The organism is Microcoleus sp. T3_D1, assembly GCF_036700405.1.
Taxonomy (GTDB): Bacteria; Cyanobacteriota; Cyanobacteriia; order Cyanobacteriales; family Microcoleaceae; genus Microcoleus.
Map to the genome: position 1 here is coordinate 133,716 of NZ_JAUBOV010000005.1, position 22,237 is coordinate 155,952.

19 protein-coding genes and 2 pseudogenes are annotated in these 22,237 nt (G+C 47.0%); 6 read left to right on the forward strand and 15 right to left on the reverse strand.

Annotated elements, in window-relative coordinates:
• Window positions 1-18: 18 nt before the first annotated feature.
• The 3 genes from QT992_RS04580 to QT992_RS04590 all read right to left on the reverse strand — a co-directional run bounded on the left by QT992_RS04580 (window position 19) and on the right by QT992_RS04590 (window position 3,794).
• A complete protein-coding gene (locus QT992_RS04580) occupies window positions 19-2,937 on the reverse strand; it encodes a response regulator (RefSeq protein ID WP_333337346.1) in 2,919 nt (972 codons plus the stop codon).
• A gap of 424 nt (window positions 2,938-3,361) precedes the next feature.
• Window positions 3,362-3,622 (reverse strand): ATP-binding protein, encoded by a 261-nt coding sequence (locus tag QT992_RS04585; RefSeq protein WP_333317162.1) that lies wholly within the window; start codon window positions 3,620-3,622, stop codon window positions 3,362-3,364.
• Window positions 3,600-3,794 (reverse strand): hypothetical protein, encoded by a 195-nt coding sequence (locus QT992_RS04590; RefSeq protein WP_333317161.1) that lies wholly within the window; start codon window positions 3,792-3,794, stop codon window positions 3,600-3,602. Before QT992_RS04590 ends, QT992_RS04585 begins: the two co-directional genes overlap by 23 nt.
• Before the next feature lie 104 nt (window positions 3,795-3,898).
• On the opposite strand from QT992_RS04590, the pseudogene QT992_RS04595 reads away from it, so the two are divergent.
• Both QT992_RS04595 and QT992_RS04600 read left to right on the forward strand, forming a co-directional pair.
• Window positions 3,899-4,523: pseudogene (locus QT992_RS04595) on the forward strand (IS607 family transposase).
• On the forward strand, window positions 4,504-5,733 hold the full coding sequence (locus tag QT992_RS04600) for a transposase (RefSeq protein ID WP_333317159.1): 1,230 nt from the start codon (window positions 4,504-4,506) through the stop codon (window positions 5,731-5,733). Before QT992_RS04595 ends, QT992_RS04600 begins: the two are co-directional and overlap by 20 nt.
• On the opposite strand, the gene QT992_RS04605 is transcribed toward QT992_RS04600, so the two are convergent.
• From QT992_RS04605 to QT992_RS04640, 9 genes are all read right to left on the reverse strand, one after another.
• Complete coding sequence (locus QT992_RS04605; protein WP_333337349.1) at window positions 5,696-6,241, reverse strand: histidine kinase dimerization/phospho-acceptor domain-containing protein; 546 nt, start codon at window positions 6,239-6,241, stop codon at window positions 5,696-5,698. The genes QT992_RS04600 and QT992_RS04605 overlap by 38 nt on opposite strands.
• Window positions 6,222-6,620 (reverse strand): PAS domain-containing protein, encoded by a 399-nt coding sequence (locus QT992_RS33540; RefSeq protein WP_445305325.1) that lies wholly within the window; start codon window positions 6,618-6,620, stop codon window positions 6,222-6,224. The genes QT992_RS04605 and QT992_RS33540 overlap by 20 nt, the downstream gene beginning before the upstream one ends.
• The gene (locus tag QT992_RS04610) at window positions 6,539-6,730 is read right to left on the reverse strand and encodes a hypothetical protein (RefSeq protein WP_333317156.1); all 192 of its coding nucleotides are present in this window, start codon (window positions 6,728-6,730) and stop codon (window positions 6,539-6,541) included. The genes QT992_RS33540 and QT992_RS04610 overlap by 82 nt, the downstream gene beginning before the upstream one ends.
• A complete protein-coding gene (locus QT992_RS04615; RefSeq protein ID WP_333317153.1) occupies window positions 6,682-7,056 on the reverse strand; it encodes a response regulator in 375 nt (124 codons plus the stop codon). Before QT992_RS04615 ends, QT992_RS04610 begins: the two co-directional genes overlap by 49 nt.
• A gap of 75 nt (window positions 7,057-7,131) precedes the next feature.
• Window positions 7,132-7,593: a response regulator gene (locus QT992_RS04620; RefSeq protein ID WP_333317151.1), complete on the reverse strand. Its 462-nt coding sequence runs from the start codon at window positions 7,591-7,593 to the stop codon at window positions 7,132-7,134.
• Window positions 7,556-9,514, reverse strand: a complete 1,959-nt coding sequence (locus QT992_RS04625) for a CHASE3 domain-containing protein (RefSeq protein ID WP_333317149.1) — start codon at window positions 9,512-9,514, stop codon at window positions 7,556-7,558. The genes QT992_RS04620 and QT992_RS04625 overlap by 38 nt, the downstream gene beginning before the upstream one ends.
• An 867-nt stretch (window positions 9,515-10,381) precedes the next feature.
• On the reverse strand, window positions 10,382-11,590 hold the full coding sequence (locus QT992_RS04630; RefSeq protein WP_333376623.1) for a 4-hydroxy-3-methylbut-2-enyl diphosphate reductase: 1,209 nt from the start codon (window positions 11,588-11,590) through the stop codon (window positions 10,382-10,384).
• A gap of 385 nt (window positions 11,591-11,975) precedes the next feature.
• Window positions 11,976-13,412: an ammonium transporter gene (locus tag QT992_RS04635; protein ID WP_333317146.1), complete on the reverse strand. Its 1,437-nt coding sequence runs from the start codon at window positions 13,410-13,412 to the stop codon at window positions 11,976-11,978.
• A 569-nt stretch (window positions 13,413-13,981) separates the two neighbouring features.
• Complete coding sequence (locus QT992_RS04640; RefSeq protein ID WP_333317145.1) at window positions 13,982-14,899, reverse strand: SGNH/GDSL hydrolase family protein; 918 nt, start codon at window positions 14,897-14,899, stop codon at window positions 13,982-13,984.
• 281 nt (window positions 14,900-15,180) lie between these two features.
• Between QT992_RS04640 and QT992_RS04645 the strand changes: the two genes are divergently transcribed.
• Window positions 15,181-15,783 carry an IS607 family transposase gene (locus QT992_RS04645; RefSeq protein WP_333337352.1) on the forward strand — a complete coding sequence of 201 codons (603 nt, stop codon included), beginning with the start codon at window positions 15,181-15,183 and terminating at the stop codon, window positions 15,781-15,783.
• A gap of 422 nt (window positions 15,784-16,205) precedes the next feature.
• Here the strand turns inward: QT992_RS04645 and QT992_RS04650 are convergent, their stop codons facing one another.
• The gene (locus QT992_RS04650; RefSeq protein ID WP_333337354.1) at window positions 16,206-17,807 is read right to left on the reverse strand and encodes an ammonium transporter; all 1,602 of its coding nucleotides are present in this window, start codon (window positions 17,805-17,807) and stop codon (window positions 16,206-16,208) included.
• Between the two features lie 83 nt (window positions 17,808-17,890).
• Window positions 17,891-18,412, reverse strand: coding sequence for a 5-(carboxyamino)imidazole ribonucleotide mutase (gene purE, locus QT992_RS04655; RefSeq protein ID WP_333150234.1), 522 nt, complete (start codon window positions 18,410-18,412; stop codon window positions 17,891-17,893).
• Window positions 18,413-18,646: 234 nt separating this feature from the next.
• Between purE and nagA the strand changes: the two genes are divergently transcribed.
• The 3 genes from nagA to QT992_RS04670 all read left to right on the forward strand — a co-directional run bounded on the left by nagA (window position 18,647) and on the right by QT992_RS04670 (window position 21,973).
• The gene (nagA, locus tag QT992_RS04660) at window positions 18,647-19,876 is read left to right on the forward strand and encodes an N-acetylglucosamine-6-phosphate deacetylase (RefSeq protein ID WP_333317139.1); all 1,230 of its coding nucleotides are present in this window, start codon (window positions 18,647-18,649) and stop codon (window positions 19,874-19,876) included.
• Between the two features lie 208 nt (window positions 19,877-20,084).
• Window positions 20,085-20,771 (forward strand): magnesium protoporphyrin IX methyltransferase, encoded by a 687-nt coding sequence (bchM, locus tag QT992_RS04665; RefSeq protein ID WP_333317137.1) that lies wholly within the window; start codon window positions 20,085-20,087, stop codon window positions 20,769-20,771.
• A gap of 899 nt (window positions 20,772-21,670) precedes the next feature.
• A complete protein-coding gene (locus tag QT992_RS04670; RefSeq protein WP_333337357.1) occupies window positions 21,671-21,973 on the forward strand; it encodes a hypothetical protein in 303 nt (100 codons plus the stop codon).
• Between the two features lie 54 nt (window positions 21,974-22,027).
• Here the strand turns inward: QT992_RS04670 and QT992_RS04675 are convergent.
• Window positions 22,028-22,237, reverse strand: a pseudogene (locus QT992_RS04675) (IS4 family transposase); the annotation flags it as partial.

A 22,237-nucleotide genomic window follows, 5' to 3' on the forward strand; every position in this document is an offset into this window, starting at 1 on the left:
ATTTATTAAGAGATTTTTTTAAGTTGTTAGCCCTTGCTGCCTCAACTTGACTATAGTCTCTACCAACACATCGGGTTGCACAGGTTTAGACAGATGCCGATCGAAACCTGCCGCAAAAGCACGATCGCGGTCTTCATCCCTAGCATAAGCCGTCAGAGCGATCGCCCAAAATTTCCCTGTCTGCGTGTTCAAAGAACGCAGCCTTCGTAGCAGCGAATAGCCGTCTTCCTCCGGCATTCCGATATCGCTGACCACAACATCCGGCTCAAACTGCGAAGCCACCTCAAAGGCCTCAGCAGCAGACGATGCAGCCCTGACAGCGGCCCCGGAATCCGCCAAGACAAACCTCATAAATTCCCGCGAATCAACCTCGTCATCAACCAGCAAAACCTTAACTCCCAGTAAATTACCAGGGCCAGTCAAAACCTGCCCTTCCTCACCGGCGATCGAATTTAGCTGCATCGCAGGGAGACGGAAAGTAAAAGTCGATCCCATATCCAGTCCCGGACTGCTCGCCCAAACCGTGCCACCGTGGAGTTCCACCAACTGCCGGACGATCGCCAGACCCAGCCCCAAACCGCTATAATTGCGAGTAATCGTAGCATCCGCTTGGCGGAAAGACTCAAACACGTAAGGCAAAAAATTCGGTGCAACCCCAATTCCCGTGTCGGTAACAGCCAACTCAACCTCCGAATCAACTCTCGAAAGCCGGATTTCAACTCGCCCCCCGCGCGGCGTAAACTTAATCGCATTCGTCAGCAAATTCCAAATCACTTGCTGCAAGCGGCCGGGGTCTCCTGATACCCAAAATTTCGGATTTAACGGAGATTCAGGATTGCCAGAAATCTCCCCGGGTTGGGAAAACTCTGCAGTCTCCAAGCCCAAATCTACAATTGCAAACCGTAAATCGATCGACTTAGCATCGGCGGCCAACCGCACCGTATTCACCGCTCCTTCCACCATCGAAATCAAATTTACCGCACAAGGATTCAAAGTCAACTTGCCGCGAATAATCCTAGAAATATCCAGCAAATCATCAATCAATTGAGTTTGCAATTTAGCATTTCGCTCGATCGTTTCTAAAGCCCGCCCAGTAGCAGCCGGACTAAAACTGCGGTGCCGCAGCAGTTGCGCCCAGCCCAAAATCGCGTTTAAGGGCGATCGCAGCTCGTGAGAAAGAGTTGCCAAAAACTCATCTTTCATGCGATTTGCTTGTTGAGATTCCTCGTAAAGTCGGGCATTGTCGATCGCCCCCGACACCGCCTGAGCCAACTGCATTAAAATAGTTTCATCATCTTCGGCAAACTCCCCCTCATACTTGTCCGACAACTGAATCAATCCCAGATTTCTGCCGTCCCGACCCGTCAGCGGTACAGCCAGCCAGCCCCGCATCGGCGGGCGCTTCCCCGCAGCCTTGCCCAACTCCCGCCAGGCCGGGTGAGCCTCTAACTCGCTTTGAGTCATTCGCATCGGCTGTTGCTGCTGGCAAACTTGTTGGTAAATGCCCGTACCGTCTGGTTCTTCGCAGTAATCTTGCCACGCGGCGTATTTTTCTGACATGGAAAACTTGCTAATTCCCGCATCCCAGTTAGCCGCCGGGTTGAGGTTGACCGCTACCTGGTGGACTTCCAGAATTTGGCGGGCGCTATCGGCAGCTAACTGAAGTATTTCTGCCACCGACAGCGTGGAGTTGATAGCAACTGACGCGGAGGTTAACTTTTGCAGGCGGCGCAAATACGAGCGCTCGCGCGCGTTGGCCCGCGAGCGCTCGTATTCTAACTGTTTGCGATCCGTAATGTCGATCGCCACGCCGAACAGCCGAGGGGGGGTGCCCGATGCCTCAAAAACCACCCGCCCTTTGTCGTGGAGCCAAATCACTGAGCCGTCGGGGCGCACGTGGCGGTATTCCGACTCGTAAACTCCCGTCCCGCTGAGTGCGGCATCCAAATCTGCCAAAAAGCTTTCGCGGTCTTCTGGATGCACCGCATTCTTTTTTTGCTCAAAAGTACCGACGGTGCTGTCTGGGCCAAAACCAAGGTGTGTTTCGGCATTGGACGAACGGCGGACTTCCCCGGATGCCACATCCCATGTAAAAGCCACCGTATTAGCTGCTTCTAGGGCAAAGCGCAAGTTTTCCTCGCTTTCTTGCACCCGGGCTTCGGATAATTTACGATCGGTAATATCCCAAACCACGCCGATTGCTCGCACCGATTTACCCGTACCATCCTCAAAAAACTTGCCCCTACTCGCGATCCAGTGCAAGCTGCTGTCGGGCCAAATGACTCTAAATTCGTATTGGTATTCTATTTTGTTTTCTAAAGCAAAGGCAACAGCCCGGCCGAGCGAGGCCTGGTCATCCGGGTGAATGCAGCTAAAAAACGCTTCGTAAGTTCCCGCAAAACTGCCTTTTTCCAGCCCGAATAACAGTTCGTGTCCCTCCGACCAAACCACCTCGCCATTTAATAAATTCCAATCCCAAGTTCCCATTTTCGAGGCTTCGATCGCCAACCTCAGCCTTTCCTCCGAAATTGCCAACTGCGCCGACGTTTTCGCGTAGTTCTGGCGCAACTGCTGATTTTTCAAGCTTTCGCCCACTGCCGCCGCCAGTCGCTTTAAGTGCCGCCCTTTGAACACGTAATCGCTCAAACCAGCTTTCATAGCTTCGACTGCCACTTGTTCGCTGCCGCTGTCAGTACACATAATTACCGGACAATTTGGGTAGCGGCTTTGAACTTTGCGGAAAATAGTTAATCCGTCGCTCCAGTGCAGTTGGTAGTCGGTAATTACTAGGTCAAAACCCCCGGCGACCAGGATTTGTTCGAGAGATTGGATATCAATAACCGACTTAATTTCTAAATCAGGAAAAGTTTTCCTCAGTTCTCGCTCGATCATCAGGCGATCGTTCGGGTTGTCGTCGATTAATAGAATAGACACCATTAGCCTTTTAGTTTTTGTATGGGCGCAAACATTCTTAAATCTAACAATATGTTAGTGAGCAATCTCGACAATTTAAATATGTACTTGGTGGGTTAATTAGACTTGCCAATAATTTTATTGTATTTTGCTTGTATTTTATTATATTTTAAAGCTCTTGACATCCTCAACCAGCCTTTTAGGGGCGTTGCCACAAGCAAATTAATTAAGTAAGTTGTTCTAAAACGGATCAGAAAGCCTGCTCAGGCGGGAAAGGTGCAAGAGATTACTTAACTTTTACTATACTAATTGTTTATTGTGTCTTCGGGTGTGCACAAGCGGGTTGATTGATTCTTTGGGCTACAGCAGAATATTACTGTTAAAACCCTCTTCCCTAGAACCTCATCTTGTAAATCCCGATTCACTGCGCGTTGCCGAACTTGCTTCCTCAACTCTCGCACTTGCGTAATTTTACCCAGAAGCTGGTACCGATTCCCAGAGTCGATTTCAGCCCGATCGCGCCCCCCATCCGATCGACTCCTTTGCTCGCGATCGCCAGCCCTATTCCCGTCCCTGGATAAACTTCTTGACCATGCAGGCGATCGAACAACCCAAAAATCCTCTCTTGAAATCTTTCTGCAATACCAATGCCGTTGTCTTCTACCCAAAGATAGATATATTCTTCCTCAGCTTCTGCATAAACTCGCACCTGCGGCTCTATCCCCGGCTGCACGAACTGGTGGAGCGTTGGAGAGCAAGTTAGTCAAGACTTGCAGCAGCGTAGCAGGATGGGCCAACACCGTAGGTAGCGGTTCGACAACCGTTATCCGAGCTTGTTTTTCGGCAATTTCCGCCTCTAGTTGCGCGATCGATCGAGCCACAATTAAATGAAGAGTAATCCCTAGGACGGGCTTTTCTTAGACATTTCCGTTATAAATTAGACAATTGGTATAGGCTGGAATAATTCACCTAACCAAACCCAGATATGTCCAAATATGTACCACCAAGAATCGCTATTCAACGACTCGGAGTATGTTCAAAAACACGCTTAGCGGTGGGAAAAAGAAGGGAAAATCAAAGCGTACAGAACACCATCAGGACAGCGACGATACGACGGAGACTCAGTTGTCAATATTCCATCTACTAAACCAACCATCCTCTACGCCAGAGTTAGCAGTCGAAGTCAAAAAGCCGACCTTATTCGACAGGCTGACTTTCTTTTGTCTCGCTACCCCGGATGTGAAATCATCCAAGACATCGGGAGTGGGCTTAACTTCAAGCGCAAAGGTCTTATCGCCCTACTGGAACACATTTACACGGGCGACATCGGAATGGTTGTCATTGCCTCAAAAGATAGATGATGCAGGTTCGGATTCGATCTTATCTCATGGTTTGCCGAGCGGGGCGGGTGTAAGATTTTGGTTCTCAACAATAGTTCACTTAGTCCAGAAAGAGAAATGGTTGAAGACATACTCGCAATCGTCCACGGCGACCGTTGCCGACTTTACGGACTCAGAAAGTACAAAAAGCAAATCATTGAAGACTCTGACGTACCGAGTCTATCCAAAGGGGGAGACGAAGAAAGTCTGGATGTTGAGGATTCATGCTAATCGAAAAGTTTACAATAACGCAATTGCTTATCTGAATCAACATCAAGGAAAGTTTACCTATTACACTGTGGACAAAAAAACTAATCAGCCAGTTTTAAAAACTTCAGGCAAGCAAGCTTTTCGGAGCTTTTGTAAAACCTTGGACTACCAGATAATCCCTGAGTGGTGCAAAGAATTAGGCATAGCTCACGGTTTAGATAACGCACTCTTTGAGGCTTATACAGCTTGGAAGAAAACCGACAAGCAGCCCGCCCAAATAGGCAAAGGAAAACAGGCAAAAATTAATCCTTTAGCCGGATTGAAGTTAGCTCGATTCAGATCGATCCGAGCCCAAAAACAGACTATTCAGTTCGCTCCGGGGGACTATAAGAACGGTCATCTAATGACCAACGCTAGCAAAGGTTTGGAGAAGTCTCTGTGGACTGGGCAAGATTTCTGCTTAATCAACTACGACAAAGCCGTAGAAGTCACCTACAACAAGGGGCGCTGGTTTGTAAATATGCCTGTAGAGATGGACGTTCCAGAACCTAAGAATGGTGGCAAGACTATCGCACTTGACCCCGGACTGCGCTGTTTTTTGACCGGGTTTGATGGTAATTCTTTTACTGAATTTGGCAAACACGACTTTGGGAAGATTGCTAGGTTGTGTCAACATTTGGACAAAATGCAATCAAAACTTAGTCGCTCTCAAGGTAGCGAGTTTTCTCGATTACGCTATCGATTAAAACAAGCTATGGAAAGGGTGAGGACAAAAATTAAAAACCTACGCTCTGAGATTCACAAGCAAGTAGCAAGTCACTTGGCTAGGAATTATGATGTTATTTACTTACCTACTTTTGAAACTTCTCAGATGGTGGCAAGAGGTACTCGCAAGCTCAATTCTAAGTCGGCGAGAGCAATGATGACTTGGGCATTCTATCAATTCTCCCAAACCTTAGAACATCTCTGTAATCGTTACGGTTCGAGATTGGTTAGGGTGACTGAAGAATACACTTCTAAAACTTGTACAAAATGCGGTCATATTCACAAAAAATTGGGTGGCTCTAAAAGTTTTAAATGTCCCAATTGTGGTTATGAAATACCCCGCGATTTTAATGGTGCTTTGGGGATTTTTCTCAAAGCTTTGTGGGATACCACCATACTCTGGGACCTGTCTGATGAGTGTGCTATATTCAGATTGTTGCCGATTGTCGGGGATTGTCTGGATTAAAAGTATCAGAGACTGCTTTTAGTGGCAAGTTAGCTTTGCTGAGGCGGCTGTACTCTAGCAAATTTTCGATTAAAGTATTCATCAGACTTGCGGCGTCATTAATCCGATACAAGTAATCCTGTGCAGTAGCATCCAACTCGCTGGCTTTATCTTTAAGCAACATTTCAGCAAAAAACGAAATTCCCCGCAGAGGAGCGCGCAAGTCGTGAGAAACTGAATAGGTAAACGATTCGAGCTGTGCGTTAACTTCTTCTAACTCAGCAGTACGCTCTCTCACCCGCTCTTCCAAAGTTTCATTAAATTCCCGCAAAGCAAGTTCAGCCTGCTTGAGTTCAGTAATATCTTCAACCAATCCCTCAATGGTACTTTCACCTTCTGTGCTGTAGAGATATTGAGTAAACCGAATCCATTTTACTCGACCGTCTGCCAAAGGAAAGGTAATTTCGATATTTTGAGACCGAGACTCCCCTGAATCTAGCAGGGCTGTTTCATTGTCTTGTACGGGCAATCCCCCCGTGGTTGCCGCGATATCTGAAACCCCGACCCCCTCGTCTATGGGCTGGGCGGGCACGGGGAGTAGGGGTAGCACCGCCCCTACAAAACCCTGGTTTTCCGTAGGGACAATCCCCCCGTGGTTGCCCCGAAACAGCCCTGCCTGAATCTAGGGGTTGCACAAACAATTGCTGCAGATAAATCCCTTGAACATCTGCTAAATTGCTAGCATCAAACAAGCGCAAAAAAGCTTGATTGCTTTCCAAAAGCCGCCCGTCGGAAGTCGCTCGAAAAACTCCGACATTTAAGTGTTCTAGCAGGGAATGAAGTTGATTTTCCAGTCGGGCGACTTCCAGGCGGCAACTCGATCGAGCACTGCGCGAACCGTAACGCAAAGGCGGACATAGTGCTTCGGCGACTTGATAATGTAGTCGTCCAAGCCGGATTTCATCGCCTCTACAGCAATTTCTTCGTTGCAGTATTCGTAAACATTAAAATCGGGCATTCTGGATAACTGGCTTTAATAGTTTGAAGCACATCTAAACCGTTTGTCCAGCGTACTTGGTAATCAGTAATTACCAGATGGAATCCGCCTCGTTTCAGTGCTTCCCCGAATAATCTATCGTCGCAAATTTCCGTTATTTGCAATTGCGAGAATTGCCGCTCTAATTCGCGTTTGACGAGCAGCCTATCTGTTGGGTTGTCGTCAATTACCAGAATGTGTACCACTTTAACAATTAATAATTTTGCTATTAGCTTAGAGTGGCGATCGATCATCATAAAAATGTGGGAAATTGCCCCTTTAAGATGATAGAGGACGGGCTTACTCACGAGAAACTTAATTTACTCGTTACCCGACAGAGCCTGGTAACGAGGAAACAAGCAATAAAAACCGGGAAACGGCTACTACAAACCCGAAAATTCGCTAGGTTCCGGCAGTTCGCTATAGTTGAGCCAATACTCGCTAAAACTCTGCATCATTTCCAATAAAGAAGCAAACCCGACCGGTTTAACCAAATATGAATTTACCCCTAAATCGTAAGCTCGCTTGACATCAGGTGTTTGCCTAGAAGAAGTAAGCATAACCACCGGCAAGCGTTTTAGTTCCGGCTGCTGCCTCAGCCAAACCAGAACCTCATGACCGGATCGCCTGGGCAATTTCAAGTCTAGTAAAATTATCGCAGGTAAAGGATAGAGATCGCGATCGCTGTATTCTCCGTCTCCATTTAAATAAAAAACCGCTGCATCTCCATCTCGGACAATTTGCAGCGAAGTATTAGCAAAAGTCTCATTGCGAAAGGCCCGCTGCATCAATAGAATATCAACGGGGTTATCTTCCACCAGCAAAATCGTCTGCGTTTGCGTCATGCTTCCTCAGTTGTATCCAAAATCGACTGCCTTGTCCTAATTGAGATTCCACTCCAACTTGACCGCCCATGCGATCGACTCCTTTTTTTACAATAGCTAATCCTATACCAGTTCCGGGGTAAGACTCGATACCGTGCAGCCGTTCAAAAACCCGAAAAATGCGTTTTTGATGTTCCGGAGCAATACCGATGCCGTTGTCTTCTACCCACAGACGGATCGTGGGGACTGGCAATAGAGGGCTGGTCATAAGTAACTGGGAATGTTCCCACTGTCCCACAGTTTGCATTTCCAATTTTCTCGCTATATCCCTGTCTGTCTCTCCCTCTTGAGGCAGCTCTATTTCCTCGGCCCATATCTGCACTTGCGGCGGTGCGCCTTCCACAAATTTTATGGCATTGGTGAGCAGATTGGCGATTACTTGAACTAAAGTAACGCGGTGGGCCATTACCGCAGGCAAGGGCGATTGAACACTGATTTGAGCGTGCCTGGATTTAGCGTCGGCTTTTACCATAGCAATTGCCTCGGCCACAGCAGATTCTAAGTCTAAAACTTGCAGCGATAAATCCGTGCGGCTGAGGCGGCTGTAAGCTAGCAAATCTTCGATTAATTCTTGTAGTTGTTGCCCAGAATTAACAATTTGCTGGGCGTATTCTTGACCGAGTTCGTCGAGGATGTCACGGTAATCTTCTAATAAAGCTTCAGCCAATCCCTGCATTCCCCGCAGGGGAGCACGCAAATCGTGGGCAACGGTATAGGTGAAAGCTTCTAATTCTTCGTTAGCTGCTTGAAGTTGATTTGTGCGGAGTTCCACTCGCCTTTCTAAGGTAGCGTTGAGCATCCGAATTTCCGCTTCTGCTTGCTTGCGGGCGGTTATGTCAATGGCGGTACTAATTACTAAACTTCTGCCGTCGGAAAGCTCGCCTAAAGGTGCGGAATAAAAGTCCCAAATGCGAGTTTCGCCGCTGGCTGTGGCAATCATATATTCGCCTTCAGAAATGCGGGTGTTTAATTGGTGCAGCCGATCGATATCTGCTTGCACTAGCGATTTGCGGCTGTGGTAAGCTTTTTCTGTCCAATCTTCAATTGTGGGAATTTCTGAGTGTTGGTAGCCTGAGAATTCTGTCCAAGCCGAGTTAATTTGCAAAACTTGTCCGTTTTCAGCGTGCAGCATAATTGGGAGGGGTGCCTCGATAATGGCGCGGCGGAAACGTTCTTCGGTTAATTGTAGGAAGTGGCGATCGTGTTCTAGCTGTTCTAAGAGTTGATTTTGCTTGATTTCGGCATTGTCGCGCAAAGTTCGATCGCGCTTCACCAAATAGTAAACCAACACCATCAACAGGAAATTTACTAAAGCGGCAACGGTAAAAGTCAGGATTGTCAAAGTAGCACTCGTTTGAGATTCTCGGGCGCGCTGCTGTAATAGCTGAGTTTCTTCCGCTGTCATTGTGGCTATCTGCTGCCGAATGTCGCCCATGATTTGCTTTTCCCTACCGGATTTTACTCGCCGCAGGGCTGCTTCTAAGTTTTGTTGGCGTCGCAGATTGATGGTTTTTTCAAGTTCGGCTAATTTAGAGTCGATCGCAATTTTCAAGTCGCGAATGCGCTGTTGCTGCCGGTTGTTGTCGGCGGTTAGCTGCTGCAATCCGACTACTTGTTGGTTGATGCGGGCGATCGCGCTGTGATAGGGTTCTAAATAACGTTCTTCTCCCGTCAGCAAATAACCGCGCTGTCCGGTTTCAGCATCTTTTAAGGTAGAAAGCGTGGCTTCGAGTTCGGTTAAAACTCGGTGAGTGTGGCTCACCCAGCGTTTGTTTTCGACTAACTTGAGAGTATTGCGGTAGGAAGTTGCCGCATTTAAAATTAGCAGCGCCACGGCCATTCCGATACCTGCGGTGATTTGGCGAGTCAGGGATTGTTTCATGAAATGATGGCACGCGAGTCCTGCTTTTTCTTTTATTGTAGCGGGATGCAGATTACGCCAATTTTGGGCGCGGGCCGGCAGTCAGCTAAAGCCTACAAATTTAAGGAGCAAATTTGCGATCGATCTTGTTTCTAGTTTAGTCTCCATGTTCCTCGCATCCCCCTTAAGTCGGAGATGGCCTAAATCGCTCTCTTGCGTCTCGTGATTCAGGCAGACACCAGACAATCTAAGATAGCCTGCAAAGCTTAATTCGCCTTTTTTTGCATCGATTTTTGTATCGTTCGTCTTCCTTTGAAAGTTTCAAATTGCGGCGTAAAGAAAAGAGTTTTTACCTATTGACTCCTGTTGATTTTTGGGGTATATTTTAGATAATGGGAGTGGTGACATAAATTTAAATTTTGTCACCACTCCCATTATCTAATAATACATTATCAATCTAGCAAAGTCAAGCTTTTTACCCAAAAAAAAAAGGCGAATTTTTAATATTTTATTTAAAAAATAATCTGTGGGAGGCAGGGAGAAATTTATAGAGGTGATGACGCGGGTGAAGAGTATGAGAAATCAGAAATGCGAGCGATCGGGTAATTGGGGAGAATTAAGGGGTGGAAATTAGTTTAACATGGGAATTACAGCATATTCCAGGTTTGTGAAGTACACCTCAGAAACCGGGTTTCTTTACAGTTCAAGCCTTTAAACTGATTCTGTTCAAGAAACCCGGTTTCTCTGTACTACACATATATGGAATATGCTGTATATCTTTTTGCGAGTGCGAGCGAGACGCTCGCACTCGCAAAGAGACACTCGCCCTGCACTGAGAAAATTAACTGAGAAAATTATGATTCCGAGTGCAGTGGCGCAACAATATAATTACACAATCGCAGCCGCTGCTTTCATCGCGAAAATGCGATCGATCGCATCTTCAACAACCTTATCAGGCGTAGAAGCACCCGAAGTCACGCCGACTACAATTTTACCATCCGGTAGCCAACCTTCAGTTACGACCAAATCTCCCCCCAAAGGCTTGTGTTCGATCCGATTTCCCGGTAAAATGCGCTCCGCACAATCAATATGATAAGAAGGAAGAGTTTTGTCGATCGCAATTTCCTGCAAATGCGTAGTATTAGAAGAATTAAAACCCCCAATCACCAGCATCAAATCCAACTTTTCCTCAACCAAACTCAACATAGCATCTTGCCGTTCCTGAGTCGCATCGCAGATAGTATTAAAACTCAGAAAATGCTCGCTCAAATTCTCCGGCCCGAACTTCCGCATCATCGTTTTTTCAAACAACTTGCCAATATTCTCTGTCTCAGTTTTGAGCATAGTAGTTTGGTTAGCAATCCCCACCATTTCTAAATCCCGATCCGGGTCAAAACCAGCAGAATAAGCCTTACTAAACTTAGCAATAAACTCATCGCGATCGCCCCCATGCAAGATATAATTGCTGACATATTCAGCTTCTTGCCAATTGAGCACAATCAAATACTTATCAGCAAAAGAACTCGTCGCCACAGTTTCTTCGTGCTTGTACTGACCGTGAATAATCGAAGTGTAATCCTTTTTTTTGTGCTTCTCAACAGTATTCCAAACCTTAGAAACCCAAGGACAAGTAGTATCAACAATCTTGCAGCCCTTATCATTAAGCAACTGCATTTCTTGCACGCTCGCTCCAAAAGCAGGTAAAATTACCACATCGCCACTATCGACAACCGAAAAATTTTTCTGCCCATTCTCAACAGCAATAAAACCCACCTCCATATCCCGCAAATGCTCATTGACAGACGGATTATGAATAATCTCATTAGTAATCCAAATCCGTTCCGAGGGGAAATGCTGGCGAGTCTCGTAAGCAATAGCTACAGCGCGTTCCACCCCCCAGCAAAAGCCAAAAGCCTGAGCCAGCCGGATTGTAACTGCGCCGCGTTCCAGCCTGTAATTATTGTCGCGAATTTGCTGGATCAGACTGCTTTGATAAGCCGTCTGCATCACCCCAGCTACCTCGGCTTCGTGTCCGAAACCCTTGCGGTGGTAGTTTTCAGACTGTTGGAGCGATCGTTTAAAAGCTTTAGTATCCATGCGGTATCGAGTAGAAATCTAGGTTAATTACCTTTGATTTTAGAACCATTGGAGAACTCTCATCTCAAATTTGAAAACCCCGCCTGCAACAATTGCAAAACGGGGCAACCCAACTACTATTATTGAGTCTGACTGCAAATTACAGATTCAAACCTTGTGCTGCACAAAATCCCGCAAAGAAATCCGGTTTATTAGAAAAATCTGGGTTGGGAGTCGATAAATCTCCAAAGAAACTGGGTTTCACAGGCTTGAGTGCGTCAGTCTTAAGCTGTCACGCATTTAAATTGCATATTCAGGGCGGGCTCTTAGGCCCAACCCCTACTCCCCACAAGAATTAGATTGTTTTTTGACATTCTATTTAAATGGACAACAGCTTATGGTCTTTTCAAACCTTCTTCGGCGCAAAAGGAGAACTCGATTCAAACGAACTGAAACCGCCGGCGAAATCCTCACCGTAAGCTTCTTCCCCGTGCTGGCCGATATCCAAACCTTGGTCTTCAGCAGATGAGGGCACTCGCAGTTCCATAAACTGTTCCAAAATTTTCAGGATCGCAAAAGTGCCGACACCCGCAAACACGTAAGTAACTAGAACGCCTACAAACTGGGTCACAATTAGCCCCGGATTCCCGGCAAACAGCCCGTTATTTCCGGCTGCGTTAACGGCTTTAGTCGCAAATAAGCCAGTCAGAATCGCGCCCACAGTTCCGCCTACGCCGTGAACCGGGAAGGTATCCAAAGAGTCGTCAAATCCCAGCTTAGCGCGCCAGCTAACGGCAAAGAAGCAGCAAACCGAAGTAATCGATCCGATCAAAAGCGCTCCCACTGGAAGCACGAATCCAGCAGCAGGTGTGATTCCCACCAATCCCGCGAGGAAACCGCTAGCTATTCCCACTGCTGTCGGTTTGCCTCTGAGCACCCATTCCACAATTGTCCAAGTTAAACCGCCGGCTGCAGCAGAAATCATCGTGGTGACAAAAGCCACTGTTGCTAAAGAACCAGATCCCAAAGCGCTACCGCCGTTGAAGCCAAACCAGCCAAACCACAGCATCCCAATTCCCAGCAAGACGTAGGGTACGTTGTGGGGGGTGTGGGGCTTGTTCAAGTGGTCTTTGCGGGGCCCGATCATCCAAGCTGCGACAACGGCAGAAACACCGGAACTAATGTGTACGACTGTGCCGCCGGCAAAGTCCAGAGATCCGATCGCCGCCAGCCAGCCTCTACCCCAAACCCAGTGGGCTAAAGGAGAGTAGATGAAGGTAGACCACAGCAACACGAACCAGAAATAGGCTTTAAATGTTACCCTTTCGACGATCGCCCCTGAAATCAAGGCTGGAGTGATGATCGCGAACATCATCTGGTACACCATGAAGACTTGGTGGGGTATTGTCGGTGCGTAGCCGATCGGATCTGGGGTGTCCGCCGTGACGTTGTTCAAGAACATCCAGTCGAAACCGCCGATGAAGCTTTCGATCCCTTGACCAAACCCTTTATCATTGAGGTTGCTGGCGGTGACATCAAAGGCTAAACTGTACCCCCACAACGTCCAGGTGACGCCGATCGTTCCCATCATCACCAAGCTCATCATCATGGTGTTGAGGACGTTGCGCGATCGCACCAGTCCCCCGTAGAAAAACGCCAGCCCTGGTGTCATCAGCAATACCAGGGCTGAGGACACCAACATCCAGGCCGTATCGCCGCTATCGATCGGATTCGGCACCACCGCAGCCGCGGCACCAGCATCTTGAGCTAAGGCATTGCCGGTCAGCGGCACGCTTAACAGCCACAGCGCGATGATGCCGATCGTTAAACTTTTTTTGATCACGTTAGTTGTACCTTTTCATACTCAGCAATTTTCAGGGAAGACCGAGCCGATTTTAGATGCGAGGATTTTAGATGCAATAGTTATTTGGTTTTAAGTCCCTGTTTTAGCGGAACAAATCTTCAATAGATAATTCCCCAATCCTCAACCCCCAGGCTTCGTATAGCCGGACTCATCTAAATTCGTCAACTCTCAATCTAATGGTCTATGCCTTTTGGATTGCACCATTTGTACAAACAGTTATTCTGTATCACCCTATACTAAATAGCTAACTATCATATTTCTTAATGTATCATTCGATACTTGACATAGCCAGTGATAGCACAGTAACCGGAGAGGGGGAGAGTTGGGGAGAATATGACTTCATCCTTGATCTTTCTAACTAAGGACTAATGACTAAGGACTAATGACTAAGGACTAATGACTAAGGACTAATGACTAATGACTAATGACTAATGACTAAGGACTAATGACTAATGACTAAGGACTAATGACTAAGGACTAATGACTAAGGACTAATGACTAAGGACTAATGACTAAGGACTAATGACTAAGGACTAATGACTAATAACTCATGACTCATTTTTCAACTGCATCTGATCGAACAGTTGCAGGGCCGATCGCCAAACCAGATAACCTTGATCGTTAAGGTGCAAGCCATCGGTGCTGAGTTCGGTTGGCAAATTGCCCTCAGCATCCGCAAACAGCGGGTACAAATCCAGATACAAAACATTTTCCGAACTAGCAATTTCTTTCAGCCGTCGATTTATTGCCCGAATCCGACTGTTAGGAATCGCCAACAGCCGATCGCGATTTTCCCAAGTAGCTTGTTCCCCGCTGTGCGGCAAAATCGACTGCACCACAACTTGTGCTTTGGGGTGAGCCCACCGCAAATCGCGAATTATCTGCCGCTGGTTGTCCAAAATCCCTTCGTCGCCGGCCCCCCGCAACAAATCGTTAATCCCGATCATCACAAACACGGTATCCGGCGCAGTTCGATCGAACAACTGCAACCGCTTCAGCAAACCCACCGAAGTCTCCCCCGAAATCCCTTGATTCAGCCAAATTCGATCGGCTGGTAACAGCTTGGTCGGAAACCACATACTCAGAGAATCCCCAGCCAAAACACTCAGTCTTGAGGGTCGATTCGCCGCCGCCGCCTCAGCTTCGCGACCCAACTGCGTCACCCACTGCTGGTAAGTCCATTTGTGTCGCGGCCCGGGAACAGGCACGTCTAGCACTGCCTTTGCAGAGATCGCCGGTTGGCCAATTTGTTCCTGGGCCGCTTCTGCCCTCACCGCATCATTCGCCTGGAAGCTTTCTGTCAAGTTGTTTCCCCGCAGCAGTAGTTGAGCGACTGTAACTATCAGTACCCCGTTCGTCACCAAAGATAGCAAAGCCCAAACCGGAACAGTTTTCGATCGGCTAACTTCCATCCCTAAGAGGGATTTATGAGTTCTACTTCTGCTACCTCCTCCAAACTTCTCCATAAACTCAAGCTATTTGCAGCCATCACACCGAATAATTTGCACTCATTGCTGCATCAAATTTTACCGCTCAATTAAAGCCTCAATTCTTGTAATAATCAAGCACTGTGCTGTGTTGGGCAAGGGCGGCGATGCAGAACTTTGCTTTTTCGCACTACTTTACCATAAAAAATCTGCCTACCAAACTTTCTTGCCATAAATCGGACTTGTCCAACCTGCAGACGGGGACATAAATATATCTAAAACTTACCGAAATTACCCATTTCTGATGCTAAAATCCAAAAATGAAAAAATTAACTATAACTGAAGCAGCCAAACTTAAAGGTGTGAGCGCTTCCACCTTGCGCCGGTGGGAAGCCGAAGGCAAGCTAATACCCGAACGCACCGCTAATGGTCACAGACGCTATGACCTAGCTCATCTTCTCGGCTTAAAACCCAACGGCGCTTTAACCATAGCTTACGCTCGGGTTAGCAGCCACAACCAAAAAGATGATTTAGACAGACAAAAACAAGTTTTGGAATTGTTTTGTGCATCTCAGGGGTGGCAATTCCAAATCATTGAGGATGTAGGTTCTGGGGTTAATTACAGTAAGGGGGGTTTACAACATCTAATTCGGGCGATCGCAGACAATCAAGTAGAAAGGTTGGTATTAACTCACAAAGACCGACTGTTGAGGTTTGGTTCCGAACTAATTTTTAATTTGTGCGAACACTTTGGGACAGAGGTAGTGATTATAAATCAAACCGAAAATACTAGCTGTGACGAGGATTTAGCTAAAGATATACTAGAAATAATCACTGTTGTCTCCGCCCGCCTTGATGGCAGCAGGAATCCCAAGAACAAGCGCGTCGTTGAAGAACTTAAAGCAATTGCCGGTAAACTCTAATCAATACACCCGTTTGCAAAGTTCGTTAGTTACAGATTCTCAATTCCCAATTACCAATTAGCGGCGCACATCTCATGCAATCGCAAACTACTATATGTAAGGTGTTGCATAATAGCGGGATGATTTTGATTTTTTTGTCGGATGGACTTTCTTCGCCCGAAGGGGTGTATTTTCACAGCAGGCGGGACACCCCACCATAATCATCCTCAAATTGTGCAACGCCATATGTCCGCCATTAAAGGTCAATTAAAAATAAAAATATGCCCGCGTTCGTATCGAAGATTGAAACGCGAGCACAACGATAGACAGCCATAAGTTGGCGGGTATTTCAGATTCGGGTGTTTCTGAATAAAGCGGTGAATTAGCTGATAAATAGCTAATTTAGGACAGGAAAGCTGAATTGATCGATCTCTTCGCACGCTCTACATTTTGTTAGGCCTCCCACCAGAACCCCCACCATAAACGCCGTAGCCGCTCTCACTTCTGTTATCCAAGCTCGTTTCCTTCACAAACCCGGTGTAAGCTTCCATGCCATGTTCGCCGATATCCAAACCTTCAGCTTCCTCTAAAGCAGAAACGCGGATACCCAGCAAAGCTTTGAGTGCCAGCCAAAAAATCGTACTCAGCAGCACGGTCATACCGCCTACAGAGATAATGCCGACCAACTGCGCCCAGAGTTGACCGAAACCTCCGCCCACAAGCAATCCGGCTGCAGGGCCTGCGGTATAAATTCCAGTTGTAGGCCCGTCAGCAAACAGCCCAACTGCCAGAGTTCCCCAGATGCCACAGACTAAGTGAACTGAAGTTGCGCCTACAGGGTCGTCAATTTTCAAGTTGTCGAAGAAAGTTACTGCGAAAACTACCAGGATACCGGCGATCGTGCCGATAATGGCAGAGTTGGGCACGTTGATCCAAGCGCAGCTAGCTGTTACGCCGACTAAGCCGGCGAGGATGCCGTTGATAATCATCGAAAGGTCGGGTTTGCCCAGGTACAGCCAAGCAGTGATGGTTGCAGCAATTCCCCCGAAGGCGCCGGCGGTGTTGGTGGTGATCGCAATGTGGGCGATCGCATTGGGATCGACTGCCATTGTCGAACCGGGATTAAACCCAAACCAGCCCAACCACAAAATCAAACAGCCCAAGGTGGCAATGCTCATATTGTGTCCCGGCATCGCCACAGTATCGCCGTCGCGGTACTTGCCGATCCGCGGCCCCAAAAATGCCGCTCCCATCAAAGCAGCCCAACCGCCTACCGAGTGAATCACTGTCGAACCGGCAAAATCCCAGAAGCCTGCGTCTGCCAGCCAGCCGCCGCCCCAAATCCAGTGTCCGGTAATCGGGTAAGCAATTCCTACTAGCAGCAAGCTGAAAATTAAGAATTCAAGGAATTTAATTCGCTCTGCAACGGCTCCAGAAACGATCGTCGCAGCAGTTCCCGCAAAAACTAATTGGAAAAAGAATTTAGCGTTGAGGGGGACTCCCGTCCAGTTAAGCGACTCGAAAATGCCTTGATAAGCGTCTCCTGTGGCGGGGCTGTTGTCAGCTACGTTCCACAGGAAAAATCCGCCGCTGGTGCCGATAAAATTGTTGCCATTGCTGAACATTAAGCCAAAGCCGATCGCCCAATATGCGATCGTAGCAAGCGCAAAAACAATCAAGTTTTTGGAGAGCACGTTAACCGCATTTTTCTGACGGCAAAAACCGGTTTCCAACATACCGAAACCGGCGTTCATAAAGAACACTAGCATCGCCGCCACCATGACCCACATGGTATCCATGCCCACCTTAAGGCTTGCTAATTGTTCCTCGGTGGTTGGCGCGGGAGCTGTTTGGGCTACCCCCGCATATCCCCACACCAAGACGATGATTGCAGCTAAAGGTATGCAGGCTTGCCAACTTGGAGTGAGGCGGGCGATCGCCCGTGGTAACTTCTTCAACCTGTTGACTTTCGTAAAATATTTAGCTGCTGACAAATTTAAAGACTCCCGCTTGACGGGTTTTGACTTTTTCTTTCCGACAGTCATTTTAATCACTTTTACCCTCTTTACGGCTAGTAAGCTCAGCAATATTCGGAAAACTTTCCAATCTTACTACAAAAGTTTATGGATTATTTGTTGAGATTGAGATAGTTATGATAGCCTAGCTCTTCTAGTTGATTTTGTTTTTTCAGTACAGATTCGGACAAAGTTTTGCGGTAATGCAAAACTCGCTCTAGCAATTCTGGCTGATGAGCTGCCAGTATCTGAACTGCCAGCAAGCCAGCATTCTTAGCGTTGCCGATCCCCACTGTTGCTACGGGTATCCCGGCTGGCATCTGCACGATCGAGTACAGCGAATCTACCCCTTGCAGGTGGCGGCTCGGTACGGGCACGCCAATTACGGGCAATGGGGTTAAAGATGCTACCATACCCGGGAGGTGCGCCGCTCCCCCGGCACCTGCGATAATGACTTTCAAGCCTCGTTGGTGAGCGGTTTGGGCGTATTCCACCATGCGCGAGGGGGTACGGTGCGCCGAGACGATCGCCACGGAGCAAGCAACGTTGAATTCTTCGCAAACTGCGATCGCATCTTTCATGGTTGGCAAATCCGAATCGCTACCCATGATAATTCCCACTGTCGCTTGATTCATAAAATTTTCCGATTTGAGATTTCAGATAAATGCTAATTTTAAATGATTGCGTTAACTCAAATTTAGATATTTTGTACCAAAACTGACCCTTAAAAGCAATTTGGCCACAAGCCCCCGTCTGAGCAGCCCTAGAGCCAGCAAAAAGCAAAAAGCTCCCCCTCCTCATCGCCAGCCACCGGATTTATCCGTAGCGAATATTAAATCTAAAATCTCAAATCTAAAATCTAAAATCGGATGACTGAAGCCACAACCCCAACTGCCACCCCCACAGATATTCTCAATGCTCGCCTCCCCGGTTGCAAGGATTTGCAGATGCTTGCTGTTGACGAAACGGGAATCATTCAAGAAGTTTTGCCGATGGACGCCGTATTTAAACGGATTTGTCCTCCCCATTTGCAAGTGGTTGATGTAGGAGGCGATTGGCTTTCTCTGGGCGGTGTTGACTTGCAGATTAACGGCGCTCTCGGTTTTGCTTTTCCCGATTTAGAAAGCAAGCATATTGAAATTTTGCCAAAAATTTGTCAATTTTTGTGGAATCAGGGAGTCGATGCTTTTTTGCCTACTTTGGTGACAACTTCGCTGGATAAGTTTAGGCGATCGCTCTCGACTATAGCTGATTATATCCGTACTGCAAAAACTACTGTTGGCGCAACCAATAAAGCCAAAACAGCGGAAATTATCGGCGTTCATCTCGAAGGCCCTTTTCTCAACCCCCTGAAGCGAGGCGCTCACCCAGTTGAGTTTTTGTTACCGCTAACTATAGAAAATGTCAAGCAAGTTTTAGGAGATTGTGGCGATATTGTCAAAATAATTACTTTAGCGCCGGAGTTAGACAGCACAGGCGAAGTCATTTCCTATTTGCAAAGTTTGGGAATTTCCGTGAGTCTCGGACACTCCCAAGCGACGGCAGAGCAAGCGCAGCAAGCATTTGAGCGGGGAGCTTCAATGGTAACTCACGCTTTTAATGCGATGCCGAGTTTGCACCACCGAGAACCGGGTTTGTTGGGAGCGGCGATTGTTTCTCCGGGGGTAAAATGCGGTTTAATTGCTGACGGGAAACACGTTTCTCCGACAATGATTGATTTTTTGCTGCGCGCTGGTAGGTATCAAAAAGGCGTTTTTTTAGTGAGCGATGCTTTGGCTCCTTTGGGTTTGCCTGACGGTGTTTATCCTTGGGATTCCCGACAAATTGAAGTCAGAAAAGGTACAGCTTGGGTAAGATTAGATTATCACTCGACCCTGGAATGTGCTACTTTGGCAGGTACTACTCTGCCGCTGTTGGCGGGAGTGCAGAATTTGGTGGAGTGGGGGATTTGCGATGCCGAAAGTGCGATCGCCCTGGCAACTGAATCTCCGAGAAGGGCGATCGGAATTTCGGGAATTATTGGCAAATCTGCAACTCAATTACTGCGCTGGAATTTAAATGCGACGACAAAGGAATTGACTTGGCATCGACTCTTTTAACCTGTTATACCATTTTAGATTAAAGAATTGAAAAAGGGGGAAGGGGCGAACTGGTATTACCAGATACATTTGAGATTTTAGATGTGCCGTTTGCATCTAAAATCTCAAATCGCCCATCTAAAATCGGTTGTTGCAAGTTGCACATTTTCTGAACCGGATTGCTATATAATATCTAACCGTTGGCAATAACTCAGCAGCAGGCAGATCGATGAATTTGGTAGATGACAAGACTATAGTTAGACAGTATTTTAACTCGACGGGATTCGATCGGTGGCAGCGAATTTACGGCGACGGCAAAGTCAATAAAGTTCAGCTAGACATCCGCACCGGGCACCAGAAAACGGTGGATACAGTCCTCGAATGGCTGCAAGCTGACGGCAATTTACCCGGGCTTTGTGTCTGCGATGCCGGCTGCGGTGTGGGATCTCTGAGCATTCCTCTGGCTGAGGCTGGGGCGATTGTTTGCGCTAGCGATATCTCTGAAAAGATGGTAGCAGAAGCCTACGCTCGATCGACAGCCGTTCCCGGCAAGCTCTATAACATCTCCTTCGCCGCCCAAGATTTGGAAGCTTTAACGGGCAAATTTCACACTGTGATTTGTTTGGACGTGCTGATCCACTATCCTCAAGATAAGGCTGCGGAAATGATTGCTCACCTAAGTTCGATCGCCCAATCGCGACTAATTATCAGTTTTGCCCCCAAAACTTTAGCACTCACCGCCCTCAAAAAATTTGGCGAACTTTTCCCCGGCCCGAGCAAAACTACCCGCGCTTACCAGCACCGCGAAGCTGATATTATCAAAATCTTAGAAAACAATGGTTTTGTGATTAACAGAACAGCCATGACGAGCACGAGTTTTTACTATTCTCGCTTGCTGGAAGCTGTGCGGAAATAGGGTAAAAACATCTGCCAATTCTGATGCCAGTTTAGAGGATTTATTGGCGGGGTGGGGCGGGTTTACACAATTTGTTGGTGGGTGGGGGCGGGTTTTTATAACTTGTCGATGGGTGTCATATATTTCGGTGAACCCGCCCCTACAGCTATGGTTAAATGTTGCATAAAATTCCTGGTAAAATTGGGTTTAATTTCAATTTCGATTTTTTTACCCACTAAGATGAACACATTTGTTTAGGCGTTTTCATATGATTAAGTATTTTAATAGCTTGCTGCCAGTGATTCTGAGCTATTTCTAATTCTCCAAAATCCCGGTAAGTCAAGCCTATGTAATAATTCCTAATACCTAATTCGTACTAAATCTCCCTTAAGAAGGGGAGTAGGGGTTGACTTTGAGAAGAATCTTGTCCACCCCCTACTCCCCCTTAGTAGGGGCGGTGCGACCCCTACTCCCCGTGCCCGCCCTCTGTGTTAGGGTTGATCGGATTCTATTCAGCCTCATAAAAAATTGGTCTAACCCCTGGGATGTTTGAAAAAGTGTGATGTCTTAAGTGCGATCGCGTAGGGCAGCGAAATGTCAGAGGTGCGTGACTGCTGCCTTGGACTGCACAATTGTGAGTTTTGAATGTGTATTGATTTTACACTGAGTTACGGGTTAAAAATTTATTCAATAATTAAATTTTTGCAAACATCATTTTGGAGGTTAGAAGTATGGAGTTTCTGGCGGATGGAGATTGTGCGGATGCAAGGCTGCTAATTGTTGTGCGATGCTGTGCGTCATCGTCTGCGACACTGGGAGCGATCGTGTAAATGATTGTTACAAAAGCTGGGACTATGCGTAAAAAAAGAAAGCTATTTCCGAAATCTATATAGAGGCCCAAATTTAGGGAATCAGAAGCTATGAGGTTTGTATCAGAGAATGCAGCAGGCGACAGCAACAGCAAAGCTAAGTTAAATCAGAAGGTGGAACCAAATATGTCATCAGCGCCAGAAAGCAAAGATAATCCGATTAATCAGGTTTTTGATCGAATTGAGGACATTTTGTATGAGACTTGGAAAGAAACAGGGTTTGGCAAGGTGACGATTGAGAGTGAAAGGGCGGAAAGGGGTAAAGGTAAGATTCAAGTGATTGTGAAGGGTTCAACATATTATCGGTATCACATTTCTGAGGAAGATGTGAGGGAGTGGAATTCAAAGGAATAGGTGCGATCGGTGGGGTGGGGGCATTGGTGACAAGTTAAGGCTGTAAGTCTTTTGTCAAGAGGCTTTCGGAGAGTTCTTAAAAAAGAATTGGTCAGACCCTCGTTGCTTTTCAGGAAAAGGGGCAATAATTAACTTAACATTCGGTTTTCGCTGCTGTTTAATAATGCCTAAATCTCGATTTTGGGGGTCAGCAAAATACTTGATTGGATCTGTTGCTTTACCTTTATGATGAGCCATAGTAAAATGATAAAGACCGCGATAAAT